General features: G+C 36.0%; 15 protein-coding genes. 7 read left to right on the forward strand and 8 right to left on the reverse strand.

Annotated elements, in window-relative coordinates; translation table 11 throughout:
• Positions 1-1,700: 1,700 nt before the first annotated feature.
• On the forward strand, positions 1,701-3,176 hold the full coding sequence (locus D5R40_RS20630) for a response regulator (protein WP_124143377.1): 1,476 nt from the start codon (positions 1,701-1,703) through the stop codon (positions 3,174-3,176).
• A 338-nt stretch (positions 3,177-3,514) separates the two neighbouring features.
• Here the strand turns inward: D5R40_RS20630 and pstB are convergent, their stop codons facing one another.
• The 6 genes from pstB to pstS (D5R40_RS20660) form a co-directional block, all read right to left on the reverse strand.
• A complete protein-coding gene (gene pstB / locus D5R40_RS20635; protein ID WP_124143376.1) occupies positions 3,515-4,336 on the reverse strand; it encodes a phosphate ABC transporter ATP-binding protein PstB in 822 nt (273 codons plus the stop codon).
• Between the two features lie 600 nt (positions 4,337-4,936).
• Positions 4,937-5,830: a phosphate ABC transporter permease PstA gene (pstA, locus tag D5R40_RS20640; protein ID WP_124143375.1), complete on the reverse strand. Its 894-nt coding sequence runs from the start codon at positions 5,828-5,830 to the stop codon at positions 4,937-4,939.
• A gap of 79 nt (positions 5,831-5,909) precedes the next feature.
• Positions 5,910-6,884 (reverse strand): phosphate ABC transporter permease subunit PstC, encoded by a 975-nt coding sequence (pstC, locus tag D5R40_RS20645; protein ID WP_124143374.1) that lies wholly within the window; start codon positions 6,882-6,884, stop codon positions 5,910-5,912.
• Between the two features lie 381 nt (positions 6,885-7,265).
• A complete protein-coding gene (locus D5R40_RS35700) occupies positions 7,266-7,445 on the reverse strand; it encodes a hypothetical protein (protein ID WP_124143373.1) in 180 nt (59 codons plus the stop codon).
• A gap of 723 nt (positions 7,446-8,168) precedes the next feature.
• Positions 8,169-9,260 carry a phosphate ABC transporter substrate-binding protein PstS gene (pstS, locus tag D5R40_RS20655; RefSeq protein ID WP_124155129.1) on the reverse strand — a complete coding sequence of 364 codons (1,092 nt, stop codon included), beginning with the start codon at positions 9,258-9,260 and terminating at the stop codon, positions 8,169-8,171.
• A gap of 1,365 nt (positions 9,261-10,625) precedes the next feature.
• Entirely contained in the window at positions 10,626-11,711 is a 1,086-nt protein-coding gene (pstS, locus tag D5R40_RS20660) for a phosphate ABC transporter substrate-binding protein PstS (protein WP_124143371.1), read from the reverse strand.
• A gap of 341 nt (positions 11,712-12,052) precedes the next feature.
• Here pstS (D5R40_RS20660) and bioB point away from each other — a divergent pair, with 341 nt between their 5' ends.
• The 4 genes from bioB to D5R40_RS20680 all read left to right on the forward strand — a co-directional run bounded on the left by bioB (position 12,053) and on the right by D5R40_RS20680 (position 16,230).
• Positions 12,053-13,147, forward strand: a complete 1,095-nt coding sequence (gene bioB / locus D5R40_RS20665; RefSeq protein WP_124143370.1) for a biotin synthase BioB — start codon at positions 12,053-12,055, stop codon at positions 13,145-13,147.
• A gap of 52 nt (positions 13,148-13,199) precedes the next feature.
• A complete protein-coding gene (locus D5R40_RS20670; RefSeq protein ID WP_124143369.1) occupies positions 13,200-13,784 on the forward strand; it encodes a biotin transporter BioY in 585 nt (194 codons plus the stop codon).
• 350 nt (positions 13,785-14,134) lie between these two features.
• A complete protein-coding gene (lspA, locus tag D5R40_RS20675) occupies positions 14,135-14,629 on the forward strand; it encodes a signal peptidase II (protein ID WP_124143368.1) in 495 nt (164 codons plus the stop codon).
• 920 nt (positions 14,630-15,549) lie between these two features.
• Positions 15,550-16,230, forward strand: coding sequence for a PEP-CTERM sorting domain-containing protein (locus tag D5R40_RS20680; protein ID WP_124155130.1), 681 nt, complete (start codon positions 15,550-15,552; stop codon positions 16,228-16,230).
• A 71-nt stretch (positions 16,231-16,301) separates the two neighbouring features.
• On the opposite strand, the gene shc is transcribed toward D5R40_RS20680, so the two are convergent.
• Entirely contained in the window at positions 16,302-18,200 is a 1,899-nt protein-coding gene (shc, locus tag D5R40_RS20685; protein ID WP_124143367.1) for a squalene--hopene cyclase, read from the reverse strand.
• 1,055 nt (positions 18,201-19,255) lie between these two features.
• Here shc and D5R40_RS20690 point away from each other — a divergent pair.
• Positions 19,256-20,044 (forward strand): endonuclease/exonuclease/phosphatase family protein, encoded by a 789-nt coding sequence (locus D5R40_RS20690; protein WP_124155131.1) that lies wholly within the window; start codon positions 19,256-19,258, stop codon positions 20,042-20,044.
• Positions 20,045-20,619: 575 nt separating this feature from the next.
• Here D5R40_RS20690 and D5R40_RS20695 read toward each other — a convergent pair.
• Positions 20,620-20,823 (reverse strand): hypothetical protein, encoded by a 204-nt coding sequence (locus D5R40_RS20695; RefSeq protein ID WP_192901296.1) that lies wholly within the window; start codon positions 20,821-20,823, stop codon positions 20,620-20,622.
• A 136-nt stretch (positions 20,824-20,959) separates the two neighbouring features.
• Between D5R40_RS20695 and D5R40_RS37905 the strand changes: the two genes are divergently transcribed.
• On the forward strand, positions 20,960-21,165 hold a 206-nt coding region (locus D5R40_RS37905), incomplete at its 3' end, for a hypothetical protein (RefSeq protein ID WP_205127672.1).

The following is a 21,165-nucleotide window of genomic DNA, read 5'->3' on the forward strand; positions in this document are numbered from 1 at the left end:
TCAAAGTGCGGACTTTGTTGACGGGGACTTAGAAACCCCGTCCGTCTACACGGCGTGGTAGTTCATCTATAAGGGTTGCTGGAAACAGAAAAATTATGAACTTAGGACTATTCACCAATGCCGCAACTTATTACTCTATTAACTTGTTATCTGTCAATAGCCATAATTACTTAAGCATTTCTACTTGTCTAAAATTTCTCGTTTTGAGATTATTCACCTTTGCCAGAAATGTAAATATTCTGGATGATATTAACGTAAATACTTGCTTGTAGCTTTATTCAAGACAAAATCTTTTACTTTTAAACACAACATTGGCACAATACCTTATGTACAAACTATGATACCAAATGCCTAAAATAACGCAAGTGCGTGAAATATTTTGTAATAATTTGGGGAAAATCGGAACTTGTTTGATTAAAATAAATAATTTTAATTACTGACGTGATAAGTTAAATCTATATTTTTTCCTTCTTGTCTAATTTTGAGTTTGAAACTACTTTTGGATGATTGGCGATCGCCTGACTGACAAAAAAGAGAAAATTAAAGATACACTTAGGGGTTCTATAGAGGGGGTAGGAGGAATTATTGTCCCAAGATTTTTCTGCCATAATCATCCCAAAATACTAGTTTTATGCAGCTCTTGGAGCTGAAAAACTGGCACTTTTTTAGACAAAAAAATGCGCTCAACCAATATCAGTTAATGCTTTGATATTTAATCAGCAAACCCTAACTATTCAACTGGAAATGACATGACTCCTCCGCTTAGGTTCGGTATAATATCAAATCCGGTAGCATCAGTGTTATTCAGCATCATTTAAGATTGTAGGGGCGAATAGCCATTCGCCCCTACCCATTGTATAATTATCGAGGTAATTATATTGCTTAGTGAAAAAAGCTAAACTAAGAATATGGACATCCTCTCCGGCCTAAAGGCACGGGGATTCCTACTGAGCCATAGCTCCTGGGCGGGTTGACGCTTCACAGGGTGCTGCTTCATTGGCGGTAGTCTAACGCTTCCCTCCACGTCCGTTTAGAGTTTCCGAGTGCCCCCCGGCAACTAATAAAACTATAGCATATATTCAATTCACTTGCATGCTAAAATAAAAAGTCGCCCTACAAGGGCGAGGCTTTAAACCCAATTTTTCGGTAAATATCTACTCACAATATATAGGGTTTTTCAAGTTACTAAGGTACAGTTGTTATTCTTGATTTTTTATTCCCTGTTTCCCTACTCCCCACTCCCCTACTCCCTAAAAATTACGAATTTTCCACCTCACGGTTCTTGAAAATTGCTACATATTTTCCACAAAATTAAAATTCTTGAAAGCATCAATTTTTGGTTAGAGACATCTCAAAAATTTATTCGGTACTAGATGACAATTTTCTACATAAAAATACTCAATTTATAAATTTTCAATTATACAAAACTTGCGCAATTTTACCGAAAAAATGTTGTCTAAAGCCTCCCCTTTTAAGGGGATAAAAAGCGGTCGAGAGATGGCGAGGGATCCTGGTCATATCTAATCGACCAAGAGAAAAGAACTTATGCCATATTTGAAGCCTCCTTATTGCAGAGGTACTGATAACTGATAACTGATAACTGATAACTGATAACTGAAATGACTCCCACCATATTATCAGATTACTTTCAAAATCAAAAAATTTTAGTTCATCAAATTTAATCAATTTAACTAAATTATATGTCAAACAAACAGTCATCTATTCTAGTAGTTGATGATGAGCCAGATAATGTCATCCTATTAGAAGAACTATTAACATCAGAAGGCTACATCACTGTATCAGCAAATGGTGGAAAAGAAGCATTAGAAGTTGCCAGCAATTCTCATCCTGATTTAATTTTACTGGATGTAATGATGCCTGAAATTGATGGATTTGAAGTTTGTAACCGCCTCCGTCAAAACCCCCAATTAAAAACAATCCCTATCATTTTTTTAACGGCTTTGGATGATGAAAATTCCAAATTGAAAGGTTTAGAATTGATGGGAGATGACTATATTACTAAACCATTCAATAGTCGTTTACTTCTGGCAAAAGTAGCTAATATTTTGCAGCTCAATCAAATACGTTCTCAAGCTAATAAATATCAAAATACTCAACAGACGGATCGACAAAGTAATCTTCAATTATTAGCAGCAGAAAAAATAAATCAGCATCTTTCGGAAAAATTTAGACTTTTTGTACCAGAGCAATTTTTATCAAGAATAGCGCCTCAAGGATTAGATTCTATTCAACTTGGAGATGTGGCAGAAGAGGAATTAACAGTTTTATTTTGTGATATTAGAGGATTTACGGCAATAGCTGAATCACAAAATGCACGAGATACTTTTAAGTGGTTAAATTCTTTTTTTCAACAAATGAGTGTTTGTATTTCTGCCAATCAAGGATTTATAGACAAATTCTTAGGGGATGCAATTATGGCAGTATTTGACAAACACAAATGCCATAGTTTAGATGCGTTAAAAGCTGCTGTAATGATGCAGGGAAATTTAAAAGAATTTAATGCTAATTATAAAAAATATAATCTTACGGAACCTGTAAAAATTGGTATTGGTATTCATACAGGTATGGGGGTTATTGGTACTTTGGGTTCTGAAAAAAGAATGGATTCTACAGTAATTGGAGATGTGGTTAATACTGCATCACGTTTAGAAAGTTTGACTAAGACTTATTGTTGTTCAATTATTGTGAGTGAACCAGTAATTTCAGAGATAGAAAAATGTAAAAATTGCTGTCAAGCACAGGAATATATAGAAGATAAATTCAGAATTATTAATCAAGTAGAATATTCAGACACTCAGTTACAAAATAATAATCTATTTTCTGAGCAAATTTATTACAGATGGATTGATAAAGTGGTGCTTCGTGGAAAGCAGAAAGCTATAAATATTTATGAATTATTGGGTACTGAAAATAGTATTATTGAAGCAGAAAAAATTTCCAACCTATCGATATTCAAGAAAGGAATTAAGGGTTGGCAGGTAGGTAAATTTGCAGCAGCTTTAGAATATTTTCAACAAGTGAAAAGGCAAAACTCTACTGATACTATTGCCAGTCTATATGTTGAACGTTGCCGAGAAAAACTTGGTAAGAAAGAAGGAAGAAGGAAGAAGGAAGAGGGAAGAGAGAGGAAGGTTATTGAGCCAGAAAAAACCTAAATTTAATTACAGCAATTTCGGAGTTAGTGAGGTACAAAATTTTATTTAGTAATTTTGGTAAGCATCCTGCTTGTTACAGGCTAGAAGCCTTACAAAGATAGATATTAATCTTCAACTGTACCTCACCATCCTCAAAAGTGCTGTAAATTTAAAGTTTTTTAAATAAAAAAAACTGGACTTGATGAGTATCAAATCCAGAAAAAAATAATGATAAAAATTTATCTTTTTATTTTGGGTTTAATACCCCACCATCTACACGGTGTTGACAATTGCTTGGGGTTTGAGTCCCCATCCATTTTTTCTTCCTTCTTCCTTCTTCCTTCTTCCTTCTTCAATATTTAACCAAAACGACCACTTACATATTGTTGAGTAGCTTCTTCCTTTGGGTTCTGGAAAATATTGTGAGTTTTGTCAAATTCAACCAAATAACCAAAGCGTTTACCACCCTCAGCAGCTTTAGCATTAAAAAAGGCAGTTACATCCGCTACCCTAGTCGCCTGCTGCATATTATGAGTCACAATAATAATAGTGTAATTTTCCTTGAGTTCATTAATTAACTCCTCAACCTTAATAGTAGAAATAGGGTCAAGAGAAGCACAAGGTTCATCCATCAAAACCACATCGGGACTAACAGCAACCGCACGAGCAATACATAAACGTTGTTGCTGACCCCCAGAAAGAGCAAAACCACTTTGTCCCAGTTTATCCTTAACCTCATCCCAGAGAACAGCTTGTCGTAGCGATCGCTCTACTATCTCATCCATTTCTTCTTTAGACTTAGCCAGACCATTAATTCTCACCCCATAAGCAATATTATCGTAAATTGACTTAGGAAAAGGATTAGGCTTTTGAAATACCATTCCAATACGTCGGCGTACTTCTACAGGGTCAACATCTGAGTCATAAATATTCTGATTATGATAAAGAATACGACCTTCTAAATGAAAAATACTAATCAAATCATTTAGACGATTAAAACATCGTAATAATGTACTTTTACCACAACCTGAAGGTCCAATAAAAGCAGTGACTTGATTTTTAGGAATTTCCATAGAAACATCTTTCACGGCTTTAAAATCTCCGTAAAAGACGCTAACATTATCTGCTGAAAGAGCGGGGGCAGATTTTTGTTTAGAAAGATTTTGTTGAGATTCTGGCATGAGATATTACCTCCTAAATTTAGTTTCAAAATTATTTGTGTATTTGCTATTTATAACTATCAGCTTCACCTCAATCATTTACCTATACAAGTTATAGGGTTTAATCGCTGTTTTTCTTCTCTTTTCATAGTGCTGTAATTATCTTTTACCGAATAATTAATCATTAATCATTATTAATTAAATAATTCAGCTTTATTAGCCTCCCCTTTCAAGGGGAAAATAAAGAAATAATATTTCCTTATGTTCAATCCTCTCGGTTTTAACCAGAGGTAATTATCCATTATCCATTCATGAAATAACCTTTATTCATTAAATTGAGGTAAAAATTTACGCCTTTTAGGAATACATAATTGAATTCCACAAATTAATCAATCTTTATTAGCCAATTAATTGATATTAAAATACTCAAAAAAGAAGTGATTTTGCGATATCAAATAATAAATAAAGCATCATTAATTAATCGCTATTATTTATCTTTTTTTTTGCAAGTTTAATACCCCACCGTCAACAGGAATTCTTAAAATTTTTTAGGGTTTGAGTCAATAAGCAATTAGACCTTCTTCCTTCTTCCTTCTTCCTTCTTCCTTCTTCATTATTTAATCAAAACTGTTTTTGACTAGTTGCCCAACGAGAAAGAATACTGGTAATTAAAACCAATAAAACCAGAACTAAAGAACCCGCCCAAGCAAACTCCTGTAAAACAATATCAAAACTACGAGCAAATTCATATACTAAATAAGCCAAAGATGGAACAGTCGGAGCGAATGGACCGCGAGGCCAATTATTAGAATAAACAACAGTAAAAAGTAATGGAGCAGTTTCTCCAGCGGCACGAGCAATAGCAAGAGTAATACCTGTAATAATACCCGGTAAAGCAGCAGGTAAAACTATTTGTAAAACAGTTTGATAATTAGAAGCACCAACTCCCACCGATGCCCATCTAATATCCCTAGGAACTATTTGTAAAGCCTCATCAGTAGTCCTAATAATCGTCGGTAACATCAAAACCGATAAAGCAACTCCACCAGCAAATGCTGAAAATTTACCCATAGATAGTACCAGTAAACTATAGGCAAATACCCCAGCAATAATTGATGGTACACCACTCAGAACATTAGTAGCAAATCGAATTGGACGGGCAGTTTCCTCATCACTAAATTCTGATAAATAAACTGCTGCTAAAACACCAAAAGGAACAGCAATTAAACTAGCAATTGCCACTACCATAATTGTGCCTAAAATCGCATTACCAATACCACCAGAAGTTTGACCTGCTGCGGGTGGTAACTTAGTAAACAAATCTAAATTTAAACGAGATGATCCTTTAATAAAAACGTAAATTAATACAGCAAATAGAGGAATAAGAGTGATGCCGATACAAGCACCTGATAGTACAGTCATCACTTTATTAAATATTTCCCTTGGTCTGCTTGGGTTTCTTTTCAGACTCACAATAGATTCTGGTTGTTGTTGATTATAGGTAATATCTGCCATAATTAATCAGAATAGTATCAGTATAAAAGTAGTGACTAATCCAGAGTCAAATGAATTTATTTGTATTAATTAGCAGGAATTAATACTTTGCCTTAATTCGATTAACAATCCAATTAGCTAATATATTTACGAGTAGGGTTAAAACAAACAGAATTATCCCTGTATACATCAGAGCAGAAAGTTGTAAACCAGAAGCTTCAGCAAATTGATTTGCCATCAAAGAAGCAATAGTATTAGACGGAGCAAAAAGAGTAGGTTTAATCGAGTTAGCATTACCAATTAACATTGTTACAGCCATAGTTTCTCCCATAGCTCGACCCAAACCTAACATTATTCCACCTACAATTCCCGAAAAAGCTGCGGGAATTAATACCCTAATAATAGTAGCCCAACGAGTAGCTCCTATACCCACAGAAGCTTGTCGTAGATCGGGAGGAAGACTAGCAAGAGAATCACGAGAAATTGCTGTAATAATAGGTAAAATCATTATCGATAAAACGATAGCTGCAGGGAACATTCCCGGACCCCCCGCACTTACACCTTTAGGAAGAGAAAAAATAAAAATCCAGCCTAAATAATTACCAAGAAAAGCCTCAATTGGTTTGAGTAAAGGAAGTAAAACATAAATACCCCATAAACCATAAACTACACTAGGAATAGCTGCTAATAATTCCACCATAAAAGTTAATGGAGTACTAATTTTTGGAGGCAAAAATCCTTCACTTAAAAATATCGCTGTACCTAAACCTAATGGAACTGCAATAAATAAGGCGAGGAATGAACTAATTAAAGTTCCTACAATCATTGGCCATGCGCCATAATCCCCCTTTCCATCATTAGCAACAGGATTCCAAACACTTTTAAATAGAAAGGTAAAGCCAAATTCATTAATAGCTGGTATTGCTTGCCAAGCTACTGTTAAAGCTATCAATATTAAAATAGCCGCAATACCCCAAGCAAAAACTTTAGTAACAGTAATAAAACCATCATCAAACTTTCTTTCTGTATTAGTCCGAGACCGACTATCTTCTTTAACTTTAGACTGTGCAACCATAAAATTTTTTACCGAATAATTAAGGTTTAAAGCCTCTCCTTTAAAGGAGAAACAATGAATTAATTTTCCTTTTATTCAATCCTCTTCCTTTTAGGGAGAGGTAATTATCAATTATCAATTATCCATTATCCATTATTGAAATCTATCTACCTCAAATAGGTATATACATTTTCAAGGAGTTATTGAGTCAACTTCAAAGATTTTATTAGGTTAATTTTGAGGTAATATTACCTCAAAATTAGTGCAATGAACTGAATTTATAATTCAGAATTATCTTTTTCTTTAGTGGGTCTAATACCATGCATGAAAAAAGAATGTTACGAATAATAAGTGTGATTAAAAGGCAGGTGCAGGAGATGTCCCTTTAACAGAAAAGAGAATTTATGACCTAAAAACTGGTATTGAAACCATTCCCGTGTGAATCAGTCCGACTGAGTTCCCCTCCTGGGAGGGGGAGGGGCGAGGGGTGGGTTGACTTCTCAGAAATACCCTAGCTATTTGTAGCAAACATTTATCAATTTGGTCTAATACCCCACCATCTATAGCGCTGTGCGCAGGCAACAGGCAACAGGCAACAGGCAACAGGGGGGATAAATTGCCTATAATATAAGACTTTTAGCTATTGGGCATCTCCTGCAATTTGTAAATATACCAGCGCTCATTGCTATACAACAATGCCAATGCGGTTGGTGGGGTGAGAATTCCCATCGACTCCATTCTCGGTCTTACTGTACGAGGGTTAACGTAGTTGTGCGCTCGCTAATGGCCATTCACCCATATAGCAAAAGGAAGAAGGCAGAAGCGGTGCGACCCCGCGTCGGCGACAGACGCAAGCGGTCAGACCCCGCGACGACGCCAGCTCGCTTGCGGAATGCTGACCAAGAGAGGGAATGCGCACCAAGAGAGGCAGAAGGAAAAATCTGGCTTTGTCTGAATTTTCAGCTTTATGATCTGTCCTCACCTTTCCTTAGACTGCTATACTACTTGTTAATCTGACGGCTTCTCTAACCGACTACTTCTTCAATGTGGCTATGTTTCAAGGATGATAGATGTAGAACACTTGCTCGAGCAGTTATAAAATCACATAATCATCTGTGGTTTCTCTAAGAGGTTGTTTGTAAATGAATTATGAAGTGTTTTTACCCCTGGCAAATTGGGTATTTCAGCCTATAAATCTGGGATAAATAACCAAGTTGTTACAGTTTAAAGGTCAATCATTGTATATTACAAAACTTTACAAACAGTCTCTAAGCACCTAACACCTAACACCTGATTCATTTGATGCTACTTGAGAGTCATATTGTAATCTGGGCTAATTTTATCGGCAGTTTCTAAAACTTTTTGACGTACATTATCAGGTAGAGGAATATAACCTATTTCACCACTAATTTTTTGACCTTCATTTAAGCCAAATTCAATCATTTTTTCTATTCCCTGAGCTTTACCTGCATCATCATATTGACCATAAGCAAGCATCCAAGTATAAGTGACAATTGGATAAGAATTATCTCCTTCTGGATCGGTAATAAAAGCTCGTAGATTTTCAGGTAATACTACTGCTTCTAAAGTTGCAGTAGCTGATTCAGCAGTAGGTTCTATATACTTACCAGAACTATTTTCCAGGGAAGCCATATTTAGACCAGCACTCTTAGCAAAACCATACTCAACGTAACCTATTGCCCCCTCGCTTTGGCGAATTTGAGCAGTTACACCATCATTCTTCGCACCACCAATACCTACTGGCCATTGAACAGTTTTACCTTCTCCAACTTTCTCTTTCCATTCTGGACTAATAGCACTCAAATGTTTCGTGAAAACTCCAGTTGTACCACTACCATCAGAACGATATACAACCGTAATTGTTTGGTCCGGCAAAGTTATATCGGGATTAATTGCAGCTATCTTAGGGTCATTCCAATTAGTAATTTTACCCAACAATATGTCTACATAAACTTCCCTAGAAAGCTTCAGACCAGAAACATCAGGCAAATTGTAAGCTAATACAATACTACCAGCAGTCATCGGTAGCAAAATGACACCCCGACCAACTTGAGCAATTTCCTCATCTGTCATGGCCACATCACTAGCACCGAAATCTACTAATTCTTGAGTAAATCTCTCAACACCAGCTCCACTACCTACCGACTGATAATCTACCTGTAGGTTAGGGTCACTTTGACTCAGGTCTTGAAACCAACGTTGATAGATAGGTGCTGGAAAAGAAGCTCCTGCTCCAACGAGGTTTACTTGAGCACCTCCACCTGTACCGTCAGTGTCACCGCCACCACCGCAGGCAGCTAAACCAATTGTCAAAGCTACTGCAGACATTTTTACAGTAATACGAGTTATTCGAGCAAGATTAATAGCAAATTGCATAATTATTAGCTTTCTATACCTAGACACCAAAAATAATAAATGAAAGCTTAACCTATTTAGGTTAAAGATAGGTTAATAGTTCTTGATAGTTAATAATAATTAGACCTCTCCAGAAAAGAGGGAGTAGGGAGTAAGTAGTAGAGAGTAGGCGGAAATAATTGATGATTTATCTACGATAATTGATTTGATTTTTGATTATTGGAAGAGAGGGAATAGGGAGTAAACAGTAGGGGGAAATAATTGATGATTTATCTACGATAATTGATTTGATTTTTGATTATTGGAAAAGAGGAAGTAGGCAGTAGGATAATGCTTTGACCACTGTAGTCTATCTATATTGAAAACCGCTATACTATTAAGTTGTTATGGTAGTAGCTCATCAAGCCTAAATTAGCCATCAGTTTTTTTTCGCTCATCAGACAAATTAGACTTGTTTCTAATAGAGTTGTTTGGAAATAAAAAAATAAAATGCTCAAAGATTTAATATATAAAGCTTTCAGGATTTTAGGTTTTAAAACCACTATAAACCTTGATGGATAAGGGTTTTAGCCATTTTTTTTGCTTAATTCCCAACAACTCTAATATTAAATCCGTTTAATTTGGTATAAAAAAATGTTCTATCCCACATTCCGCACCACAAACATACTACAAGGGCATTTTTAACGAAGAATGCGGATTACAGCCTCTATTATTGATATTAATAGCCTGTGTAATATGTATTTTTACCTATGATTTTCATAATTATTATCAGACAAGGCTTTGAATGCTTAGTCTAAGATACTACATTTTGACGTGCGGAATGTGGGTTCTATCCTCACACCATTACCAAATCTTTCCCCGTCTCCCCACCTCCCTATCTCCGCATATCCTCATCTCCCCACTTCCCCTCCTGGGAGGGGTTAGGGGTGAGTCTCCACACTCTTTATCTAATTAGGGTTTGCGCTCAAAAGTCTTATGGGTAAGGGTAGGAGACAGGAGACAGGAGACAGGAAACAGGAGAAATGGGTCGGGAGCGAGGAGGTAGGAGTAAGATAAGAATTGTCCCAAGATTTTTCTGCCCAACTATGAGCCTAAAATACGCTCCATGCATGAGCGTGAAGAGCTGAAAACCAGGCACTTTTTCAAGGCCAAAAAAAGGCTAAAACCTTTATCTGTAAATACTTCTAGATTTAATCAGCAAGCCCTAATTACACCAATGCTACCAGATTTGATATGATTTTATGATGTGCGACTTTATTTTATTTTAGGGAAAATAAACCCCTCTAAATCCTCAAGAAGGGTTAAATAATTGAAAAATTAGGAATTACTTGCCAAGAGATATTTCAGGCATAAAGTGCCAAGTATTTTCAATTTTACTGTGTAGAATTACTTAAGACTTATTTGGTAGCCTGAGCTAATTTTATCAGCAGCTGATGCAACTGTCTGACGAACATTGTCAGGAAGTGGAATATAACCTAAATCAGCACTTACCTTTTGACCCTCATTTAAGCCATACTCAATCATTTTTTCTATACCCTGAGCTTTAGCTGCATCATCATATTGGCCATAAATCAGCATCCAAGTGTAAGTAACAATAGGGTAAGAACCACCACCTTCAGGATCGCTAATAAAAGCACGGAGATTTCCTGGTAATTTCACTGCGGCCAGAGTAGACTTAGCAGATTCCAAAGAAGCTTTGATATAACTGCCAGATTTATTTTCTAAAGCTGCAGTAGGGAGACCAGCATTCTTAGCAAAACCAAACTCTACATAACCTATGCCACCCTCTGTTTGACGAATTAAAGCAGCCACACCATCATTTTTAGCACCACCTACACCTGTAGGCCACTGAACAGTTTTTCCTTCACCTACTTTCTGTTTCCACTCTGGACTAATAGCACTCAAATGCTTAGTAAAAACTCCTGTAGTTCCACTACCATCAGAACGATGAACTACAGTAATTGCTTGGTCTGGTAGACTCACACCAGAATTAGCACCAGCAATTTTGGGGTCATTCCACTTTGTGATTTTACCCAAAAGGATATCTACATAAGCTTCCCTGGATAATTTTAGGTCGGATACACCTGGTAAATTGTAAGCTAAGACAACGCTACCTGCAGTCATAGGTAGCATCATTACTCCCCTACCCACTTTGGCAATTTCATCATCTTTCATTGCCACATCACTAGCACCAAAATCTACCAATTCTTGAGTAAATCTCTCCACACCAGCACCACTACCAACTGATTGATAATCTACCTGAACATCGGAACGACTATCTCTCATATCGGCAAACCAACGCTGATATAAGGGAGCTGGAAAAGATGCCCCAGCACCAACTAGGGAGACTTTTTGTTGAGCAAGGCCATATTTTATTCCAGTAATTGTAGTAGCTAGACCAATTGTTAAGGCTACTAAGGATACTTTGGAAGTATTACGAATTATCTGACTAAAATTGATACTAGGTGGCATAACTATTAAATTGTGATATTGACTTTAAACACAAGACATAACGTTAATGCAAGTTGAACATATAAAGGTAAAGAATAGGTAAAAAACAGGTGAAAAATAGGTAAAGAAAAAGTTAACAAATTTTAAATATAGCAATTTCTAAAAAGCGTGAGGTACATAATTCCTTGGTTTTAGGGAACAGGGAACAGGGAACAGAAGATAAATAATAAAGAATTAGGTCTACCTCACAGATATATTTAGTAAAGAAATTTGTAGCACTGAAGCTAATAATGTAGAACGGTAGAAAAAAATGCTAAGATTCTACGACATTAGATGAAATTATTACGATTAAAAGGCTAGCCGTGGTTCAAGCACCCCCATCAACTAATACACAAACAAACACTAAAGCTTTCCTATCTTCGTCAGATAAGAAACAACATCTAGAAACATGGTTGCAAAACTTGGCCGAGCAAATTATTTCTGGGTATCGTCTGAACCGAGAAGAGGCCATTACCCTGACCCAGATAGCAGGACAAGAAGATATACTACTACTTTGTGAAGCTGCGGATAGAGTCCGTCAAGCTTGCTGTGGTAATGTTGTAGACCTATGTAGCATCATTAATGTTAAATCAGGAGGCTGTTCAGAAAACTGTAGCTTCTGTTCCCAGTCAGTCCATCATCCAGGAGAAGCTTCTCCAATTTATGGCCTCAAATCTACAGAAGAAATATTAGCTCAAGCAAAGGCAGCAGAAGCTGGTGGAGCTAAAAGATTTTGCTTGGTTTCTCAAGGTAGAGGTATTAAGTATAACAGTCCCAAATCTACAGAATTTGAGCAAATTCTAGATACAGTAAGGCAAATTATTGCTGAGACTAATATTAAGCCTTGTTGTGCTTTGGGAGAAGTAACACCAGAACAAGCTCAAGCATTGGCAGAGGCGGGAGTAACTCGCTATAACCATAATTTAGAAGCCTCCGAGCAGTTTTACCCCGAAATAGTCACTACTCATAGCTGGAATGACCGAGTAGAAACCGTGAAAAACCTCAAAGCAGCAGGTATTCAGGCTTGCACAGGAGGTATTATTGGTATGGGAGAAACTTGGGAAGACCGGATAGATTTGGCCTTGGCTTTGCGAGAGTTGCAGGTTGAGTCTGTACCCTTAAATTTATTAAACCCTCGTGAAGGTACACCTTTAGGTGAGTTGCCAAAGTTAGACCCCTACGATGCTTTGAAGGCGATCGCTATTTTCCGTCTGATTTTACCAGAACAAATTATTCGCTATGCTGGAGGCCGAGAAGCTGTGATGGGAGAATTGCAAAACTTAGGCCTTAAAGCTGGTATTAATGCGATGTTGATTGGCCATTATCTGACAACTCTTGGTCAACCTCCAGAAAGAGACCAAGCCATGCTTGAATCTCTGGGACTGAAAGGTGGGGAAGCTCCTATTCCAACTAATTAGGTTTGAGGTGGTAGAATAACAGTCTATATTTAAGAAATAATTGTTAATTGTCGTGACAATTACAGTTCAATTACTTTGGGCAATTACAGGTTTACTCTTGACAATTGCTGCGACATTTTTACCTGCCTCTTTTGCAAGTCCAACTTGGATTTGGGAACAACAAGAAGTTAAAACTTTTTCGTTAGGAGTAACTTACCAAGTTGGTGCTGTTTTGTTTGTCGGTTGTTTGGGTGGAAAAAATGCTGCTGTTATTTCTCAAATTGCTTATATATTGTTAGGTCTAACTTTATTACCTGTCTTTAGTCAAGGCGGTGGTATAGGCTATTTGAGAGAACCTAGTTTTGGTTATTTATTGGGTTTTATTCCTGGGGCATGGATATGTGGAAATTTAGCTTTTCAAGCATATCCCAAGCTAGAGTCATTAACTTTTAGTTGTTTACTTGGTTTGTTAAGTATTCATGCAACTGGATTAACTTATCTAATTATCAGCAGTATTTTCGGCTGGAAAAAGGTAGAGTCATTATCTTTATTTGAAGCTATATATAGATATTCTATTTTTCCTTTACCAGGACAACTAGGAATTATATGTGCTGTAGCAGTTATGGCTTATTTCCTACGACGTTTACTATTTTATTAGAGATATCTAATTCTAAAATAGAAAAAGATTACATTTTTTTCCACTACAAAAAATTTCTACATATATTCCCTTTTCCCTAAACTAAATTTATAATATCAATGCTGACTTCAAAAGTTATTGCTCAATTGTAGAATAAATGTAAGCATTTCCTGCGGAATGCTGCGAAACAGCTATTAGCTCCCAGCTCTTATAAGGGGGTTTAAATGAATATAGATTGTTTCAGCCAGCTTTTATAGTAAGTATAAATTATGGCTCAATTAGTAAAGCTTTTATCTAAAACTAAAAGCAATAGCTGATGGCTGAATGCTGACAACTGAATGCTTACGAATAAATTAAAATAAATATAGTAATTGTTAACCTTGAAATTACGTTTTCAGAAAAATCTTTTATTCTGGATAGCTGCTATTATTAGTATTTTGTTAGACCACTTGACTAAATTTTGGGTGGTACAAAATTTTAAACTTGGAGAAAGTCTGGCTTTGTGGCCTGGTGTATTTCATTTTACTTATGTGACTAATACTGGGGCAGCTTTTAGTTTATTTAGTAATGGTGGGGTATATTGGTTACGTTGGTTGTCTTTGATTGTTAGTCTTGGCCTCATGGCCTGGGCTTTGTTTGGGCCTAGATTTAATAAATGGGAACAACTGGGCTACGGTTTAATTTTAGGAGGGGCACTGGGTAATGGTATTGATAGGTTCATTTTGGGTTATGTTGTAGATTTTATACACTTTCGCCTCATAGATTTTCCCGTGTTCAATGTGGCAGATGTTTCGATTAATATTGGTATTGTTTGTTTACTCATTGCTACATTTTTTAGTGGAAGACCAAAATGTAAATCGCAATAGTAGAAGGAAGAAGTTTTTCCTTCTCTCCTAGATAACTAAAAATTTGGCTGATATATCAAATACAGTAATGGCGACTGCTATAAATTGACTTTTATACGGTTAAATTCTAAAAGGCGCGATCGCCTCTGTAAATTCTCCGCAAAAAGCGAAAATCTTATACCAGTGACCTAAGCGATTCCCTCCGGGACGCTGCGCGAACGCGAGTGGGAACTACTAGAACCTTTGCTACCGAAACCTCAAAAACGAGGGCAAAAACCAAACGCTAATCGAGCGAGAAGTAGTTAATGGTATCTTCTATATCCTTTATTCTAGTACATTGTTACTATATAGCGCTTCTCAGGCGGTAGAAAAGTTTATTGGTTGATCTGGAATTTAGAAGTATTTGAAAAACTAATATATTTACTATATAAAGATTCAGTAAAGATGCTGATTTGTTATTGTTTTATTTTTTTGTTGGCACTATTATCAACTTATAACTAATGATACTTAGTGGAACTTAGACATTTTCTGGGAGAAAAACTGTCTGAAAGTCATTCTAGACAAGGGAATTACGTCAATGACCTAAAAATTGCTGAAACCCTTGGTAGTTAAGGATTTATACCTTTTAGACCTAAAAACCTCTGCTTGTCTATGTTTGAGCCTATTTTCTATTGCTGTTTTGTTTGAGTCCCATTAGACATTTTGTCGGCTAGAAAGTTTATCAAAGTTAGTCTAGGCATGGGAAGGACGTCAAAGACCGAAAAATTGTTGTTAGCTCCGCATTCCATGGGAAAACACCGATTATTCCTAGATTTATCCATTTTTTACCTAAAATACTCTCCCTGTATAGATTTGATGCCATTTTTTGCCTGAATTTTATCTAAGTCCCACTAAGTAATTCTTGAGTAAAACATTTTTTGAGGTTTTTCATAGGAAAACTTATGAAACAATTTTCTTTATTACAAAAGTTGCTTCCAGTCGGAATTAGTCTGGGAATGCTTTCTGTTCCTCTCTCTCTGGTGGTATCTCCTTCAGCAAGAGCAGCCACTTTTACTCCTGGTGAGTGTGGCCGACTAACTGGTTCTGAGATCCCTATGGGATCTATTACTTGTTTTGATAAAACTTTTAGTAATTTTGAACTTATTGCCGAGTTCGACATACCTGCTGGTGCTCAAATTATAATCGGAGTAGCTAGTGATGGAGAAACATTTGAGCTTGAATTAGATCCCGGTCAAACTTTAGGTTCATTCACAGGTACAGCTACTTATGATGTTACAATCGCCAACCCTGACTTTTTCTTTGATCAAGTAGGTCTTAATAGTGATGTAACTTCTGGCGGAGTTGAAGCACAGGTGACAGATGGGTCTGGTGGAACTGGCAATCTACTACTTGAGCTAGTAAGTTCTGATGGAAATTCAGTTACCCCAACGCCTATTCCTGGTCCAACGATGTATCAGTTTATCAGTGTTATGAATACAGTCTCCATTCCAGAGGGTGGCACTTTCGATGGCTTCAAGAACACCTTCACGCAAAAAAGGGTAACACCAGAACCTGGCACTATCCTCGGACTCCTCGCTGTTGGAGGTTTGGGTTTAGGTCTGAAGCGCAAGAAGCAAGCTTAGAAAAAGTTAATTGGGCTATAGACAAGAGGTAAAGTTGAGCGATTCCCTTTGCTGAGTGGTAAGATAATCGCTCAACCACTTAACAAATTCTCATACCTTCCTAAAGCCATCAAAGGAAAATACTGCGGATAAAAATGATATTTAATATAAAAGTGACAGGGAAAACCAGTACCAGTAAACTCGGACTCCAACCAACTCCCATCATCATTCTGAGTCGATACCAAAAAATCAACACCCCTATCAATAGCCTCCCTAGCAAAATTACCAGTTGCCTCCCCCGCAGCTAATAACCCAATCAACGCCCAAGCAGTTTGAGAAGCTGTACTTTTTCCCTTCCCTTTCAACGACGGGTCATTATAACTCCAACAACTCTCACCCCATCCGCCATCCGAATTTTGACAACCAACCAACCAACTCGCCCCCTTCTCAATAAAATCTCTATGACTTTCCTGCGCCACAACAGCCAAAGCCGAAATAACTCCACTCGTACCATATATATAGTTAACTCCCCATCGACCAAACCAACAACCTTCGCCTTCCTGCTCCCTTTCCAAATAAGCGATCGCCCGTTTCATCCGCCAACTATCCATAGACAACCCACAACAACCAACCATTTCCAACACCCGCGCCGTCACATCCGCCGTATTCGGGTCAATCATGGCCTTTAAATCTCCGTAGGGGATACCATTTAACCAGTCTTGGTCATTATCCACATCAAAAGCTGCCCAACCCCCAGGTTGACATTGCATCGAAGCTACCCATTCCATAGCACGAGCGATCGCCACCCGTTTCAATTCCTCATCAGGCAACTCCACAGCATCCAAAGCCATAACCACTACCGCCGTATCATCTATATCTGGATAAAAACGATTGATAAATTCAAACGCCCAACCCCCCGGTTTACCCAATTTATTCTTAACCGCCCAGTCACCATAATCCAAAATTTGTTGTTGCAATAACCATTCCCCTCCTTTAACCACTGCCGGATGACGAGGAGGAATACCAGAATCAACCAACGAACGTATTACCCAAGCGGTATCCCATACAGGAGAAACACAAGGTTGTACCCAATAACTATCCTCAGTTTCTATACCAAACCTATCTATAGCCTCCAACCCCCGCACCACCACAGGGTCTGCCACATCATATTCTAAACACCGCAATGCCAACATGGAATTTAACATTGCCGGAATAATACCCCCCCAGTCACCCGTAACTTCTTGCCTTTCCAGAATCCATTTTTCTGCTGCTTTTAAACCCTCTTCTCGCAAAGGCATCAAATTAAAATTTTCTGCAAATTTAAAAGCTTTATCTAACCCCAAAAATAAATCCGTCAGATCGTATTGACGAGGTAATTCAAAACTAGCATTGTTAATTCCTTCGGCATAAAGTTCATCCAGATTTATTGTGGGATTAACTGAAAAAATCGGCTTTTTATCAAACACAATTAATAGTGGAACAGTGCTACTTCTTGCCCAACTTGACATTTCATAAATAGTAAATGGAAAATCTTCAGGAAGTAACATGATGCTAGGAGGAATAGAAGGAATACCCTGCCAGTTGTAGCATCCAATTAAAGCCAGATGTAATTTAGTGAAAATTCTACTGCAACTAATACCTCCTTTTTTAATAATAAAATCTTGTGCTTTAAGCATGCTTGGATCTGTTTTTGCAACACCTAATAATTTCAAAGCCATATAAGCTTCAATAGAAGTGCTTAAGTCTCCCCCATCGCCATAAAATAATTCCCAACCCCCATGTTCTCGTTGTTGGGAAATTAGATAATTTTTTGCTTTCTCAAGAGGTCTTTTATTATCAGTTTGCCAAATTTTATGTAGTAAAACTATTTCTGCTGTTATTGTCACATTTGATTCTAATTCACCCCACCAGTACCCTTCTGTTTTTTGCAGATTCAATAGATATTTTTGACTAGCTAAAATTGATTGTTTAAATTTGTTTTTTTCTGTCATTTTTTCCAAAAATTAAAAATATTTATTACTATCTTTAAAAGGTGATAATTCACTAAATAAATTATGCCTATTTATTCTCGATTATACTTAAGCATTTTGATAGAGTATAAATGAAAATTTAAGAATTTTGAGTAATTAGGGAACCTTACCTAAAATTTCTTGTCAGAAGATAACTAGATTCTGTATAGATAGATCGGCCTCACAGTGTTGCTGTTGCTCTCTGAGAGGCTTTACTTGTTATGTTTATATCAAATTTGTATGTTAAGTTGATGTCAATGATTTTTCAAATCATACTTGACTAGCTATGTAGTAATTTTAAATAAATTGTAGGATTTTCAAATAACAATTAACTAAGATAAACCTAATATATTTGAAATCATACCTAGTATTTATATTAGTAAATTTTTTATTTATCACGTTATTTATAACCTTTGAGCATAAGCTTGCAACTAAAAAGAGAATTGCGATAGTTTAATTTTTTATGGCGAGGTTTTCGTTGATTTTTAAGTGTTAGTTTTTAGGTTTTAGGAAGCAAATTTTTCCAGAGTATTAGAAAGTGTTTATCATTTCAGTTAGCCTTCTATGGTCGGAACTAATGATTAATTATATGAAATACAAAAAATTGTGTAAATATACGAATCTCCCCATCTCCCCATCTCCCCATCTCCCCATCTCCCCATCCCCCCATCTCCTCATCAATCTAACGTATTTTATATTATTAATTATTCGGTCAGCGTACCATCACACACCCTACTTAATCTTTTGTTTATAAACTACCTTTTACTGCAAAGCAACTCTTGTTTAAAAACCCAAAGTCACACGGCCTAAAAACCGCCCTTATTGAAGTTAATCATAAGATGTTAGATTTTAATTAAGTTTTAGGTGGTACGTTCAATAATAATTAATAATTTATTATTACTTATCCTGAAAACTGATAGGATTGACTAACAATATTTTTGGTCTTTATTTCTTCTGAAAAGAATAGACTTTAAACCTTAATTATTTGGTAAGATTTTTTGATATACCACCTAAAACCTTTTTAACGAAATAATAGAATGGGAATCAAAATTATTACTTTTAATATTCGATATGATAAACCAGACCCTGGAAATTATCGATGGGAAGTCAGAAAAAATGCTGTAGCTAGTCTAATTTATGAATATGCTCCAGATATAATTGGAACTCAAGAAGTTCAAGTAAATCAGTTATTAGATTTACAGCAATTATTGCCTAATTATTACAGTCTTGGAGGTGATAGAAGAGGTACGGGTAATGACGAACACTGTGCAATATTTTATCACAAAGATAGATTAAATTGTCTTGACCATGGAGATTTTTGGCTGAGTGAGACACCAGATATACCAGGTAGTATTACTTCTAGTTGGGGAAATCATTTACCCAGAATAGCTAGTTGGGCAAGATTTAATCTTTTTGAAGATAATCGGCAAATAGTTATGATTAATACGCACTTGGATTATAACAGTAAAAAAGCTAGAGAATTGGGTGCTAAATTAATCTTTGATTCTCTACAAACAGAAAAATTAAATCCTGACAAAGAATCTTTGATTTTGATCACAGCAGATTTTAACGACCAACCAGGCTCGAACGCACGAAATACTTTTTTAAATCCTTTGAAAAATGGATTGTGTTTATTAGATGTTTTATCTGATTTAAAGTTAAGTAAGCAGATGACTTATAACGATTTTACAGACAAAGCTTTTCTAGCTATTGATACTATTTATTATGACAGTAGATTAAATTTGCACAGTGTGAAAGTCGAGAATAAAAAATATGATGAAATACTTCCTTCAGACCATTTTCCAGTAGTAGCAGAATTTGATTAATCTAGATGTCAAATGGATATTAATTGGTTTTCTTAAAACTTAAATAGATAGCAGTTTTCCCAAAGATAAAATATATATTCATAATGATAAAGATAGTTTTTTGATTATGTATTCTACTTTAATATATGAACCTATCCCAGTAATAATATTTTTGCTAAAAACCCTAAATACTTTGAGAGTTAAAAACGAAAAATCAAGCTTTTCACACACATTTCACCTAAACAAATAAGTCTATTAAAAATAGTGAGATAGGTTCATTAGACCCAATCTCATTAATTAGACGTAATAAAAAAGCTATTCTGAATTCTCTCCATCGCCTCCTTCCCTTACTCCCTACTCTGGTCTCCCTCACAACTTTTTTGATTTGTGAGTATTTTAAAGATACATAATATTTATTGCCAATTGATAATTGATAATTAATTAGTCAATATTTAAAGCGTATTCTTTTCATAAAAAAAAGTTAACAATTTATTCGGCTATATAAATTTTCTTCCTTTTAGACAGAAGTAATTATTAATTATTTATGCTTGAACTATCAATTGTTGAACCTCTCCTACTTATTGAATACTAAAATGCTAGTCAACAAGTTTTATCCAACCACGGCGGAGGTTATAAAATAACCTATTAATGATGGCATACTCATCATCATTTAGATAACCAGCTAATAAGATGTTCTGAATCTGCTGGCGTTCATTGGGAGTAATAACACTGGAACACATTACTTGAGTAAATAATTCTTCAAGTGCTTTTTGTTTGGATGATATATTTAGTAATTTCATACAAATTAATAAACTAATTACTAACCAAAACTGCCATTTTTATTATTAGGTATTTTGCAATTAAATAAAGTGATTCAAGTAATGTTTATTTCATCATTGTTGTCAACTCAATTTGTAATTAATATCATCTCAAAATATGAGTATCTTTTTGTTTTTTTGTGATTTGTGTCACTTATACCAAATCAATAAATATTTGCTACAAATAGCTAGGATATTTCTGAGGAGTCAACCCACCCCTCGCCCCTCCCCCTCCCAGGAGGGTAACTCAGTCGGACCGAGTCACACGGGAATAGCTTCAATACCATTTTTCAGGTCGGAAATCATTCTTTTCTCTTGGTGCGC

This window comes from Okeania hirsuta, assembly GCF_003838195.1.
GTDB classification, from domain to species: Bacteria; Cyanobacteriota; Cyanobacteriia; order Cyanobacteriales; family Microcoleaceae; genus Okeania; species Okeania hirsuta.

What these genes read in the sequence shown, in the direction of transcription:
- D5R40_RS20630 (WP_124143377.1), top strand. Translation starts at nt 1,701, where the DNA reads ATGTCAAACAAACAGTCATCTATTCTAGTAGTTGATGATGAGCCAGAT.
- pstB (WP_124143376.1), bottom strand. Translation starts at nt 4,336, where the DNA reads ATGCCAGAATCTCAACAAAATCTTTCTAAACAAAAATCTGCCCCCGCT.
- pstA (WP_124143375.1), bottom strand. Translation starts at nt 5,830, where the DNA reads ATGGCAGATATTACCTATAATCAACAACAACCAGAATCTATTGTGAGT.
- pstC (WP_124143374.1), bottom strand. Translation starts at nt 6,884, where the DNA reads ATGGTTGCACAGTCTAAAGTTAAAGAAGATAGTCGGTCTCGGACTAAT.
- pstS (WP_124155129.1), bottom strand. Translation starts at nt 9,260, where the DNA reads ATGCAATTTGCTATTAATCTTGCTCGAATAACTCGTATTACTGTAAAA.
- pstS (WP_124143371.1), bottom strand. Translation starts at nt 11,711, where the DNA reads ATGCCACCTAGTATCAATTTTAGTCAGATAATTCGTAATACTTCCAAA.
- D5R40_RS20680 (WP_124155130.1), top strand. Translation starts at nt 15,550, where the DNA reads ATGAAACAATTTTCTTTATTACAAAAGTTGCTTCCAGTCGGAATTAGT.
- shc (WP_124143367.1), bottom strand. Translation starts at nt 18,200, where the DNA reads ATGACAGAAAAAAACAAATTTAAACAATCAATTTTAGCTAGTCAAAAA.
- D5R40_RS20690 (WP_124155131.1), top strand. Translation starts at nt 19,256, where the DNA reads ATGGGAATCAAAATTATTACTTTTAATATTCGATATGATAAACCAGAC.
- D5R40_RS20695 (WP_192901296.1), bottom strand. Translation starts at nt 20,823, where the DNA reads ATGAAATTACTAAATATATCATCCAAACAAAAAGCACTTGAAGAATTA.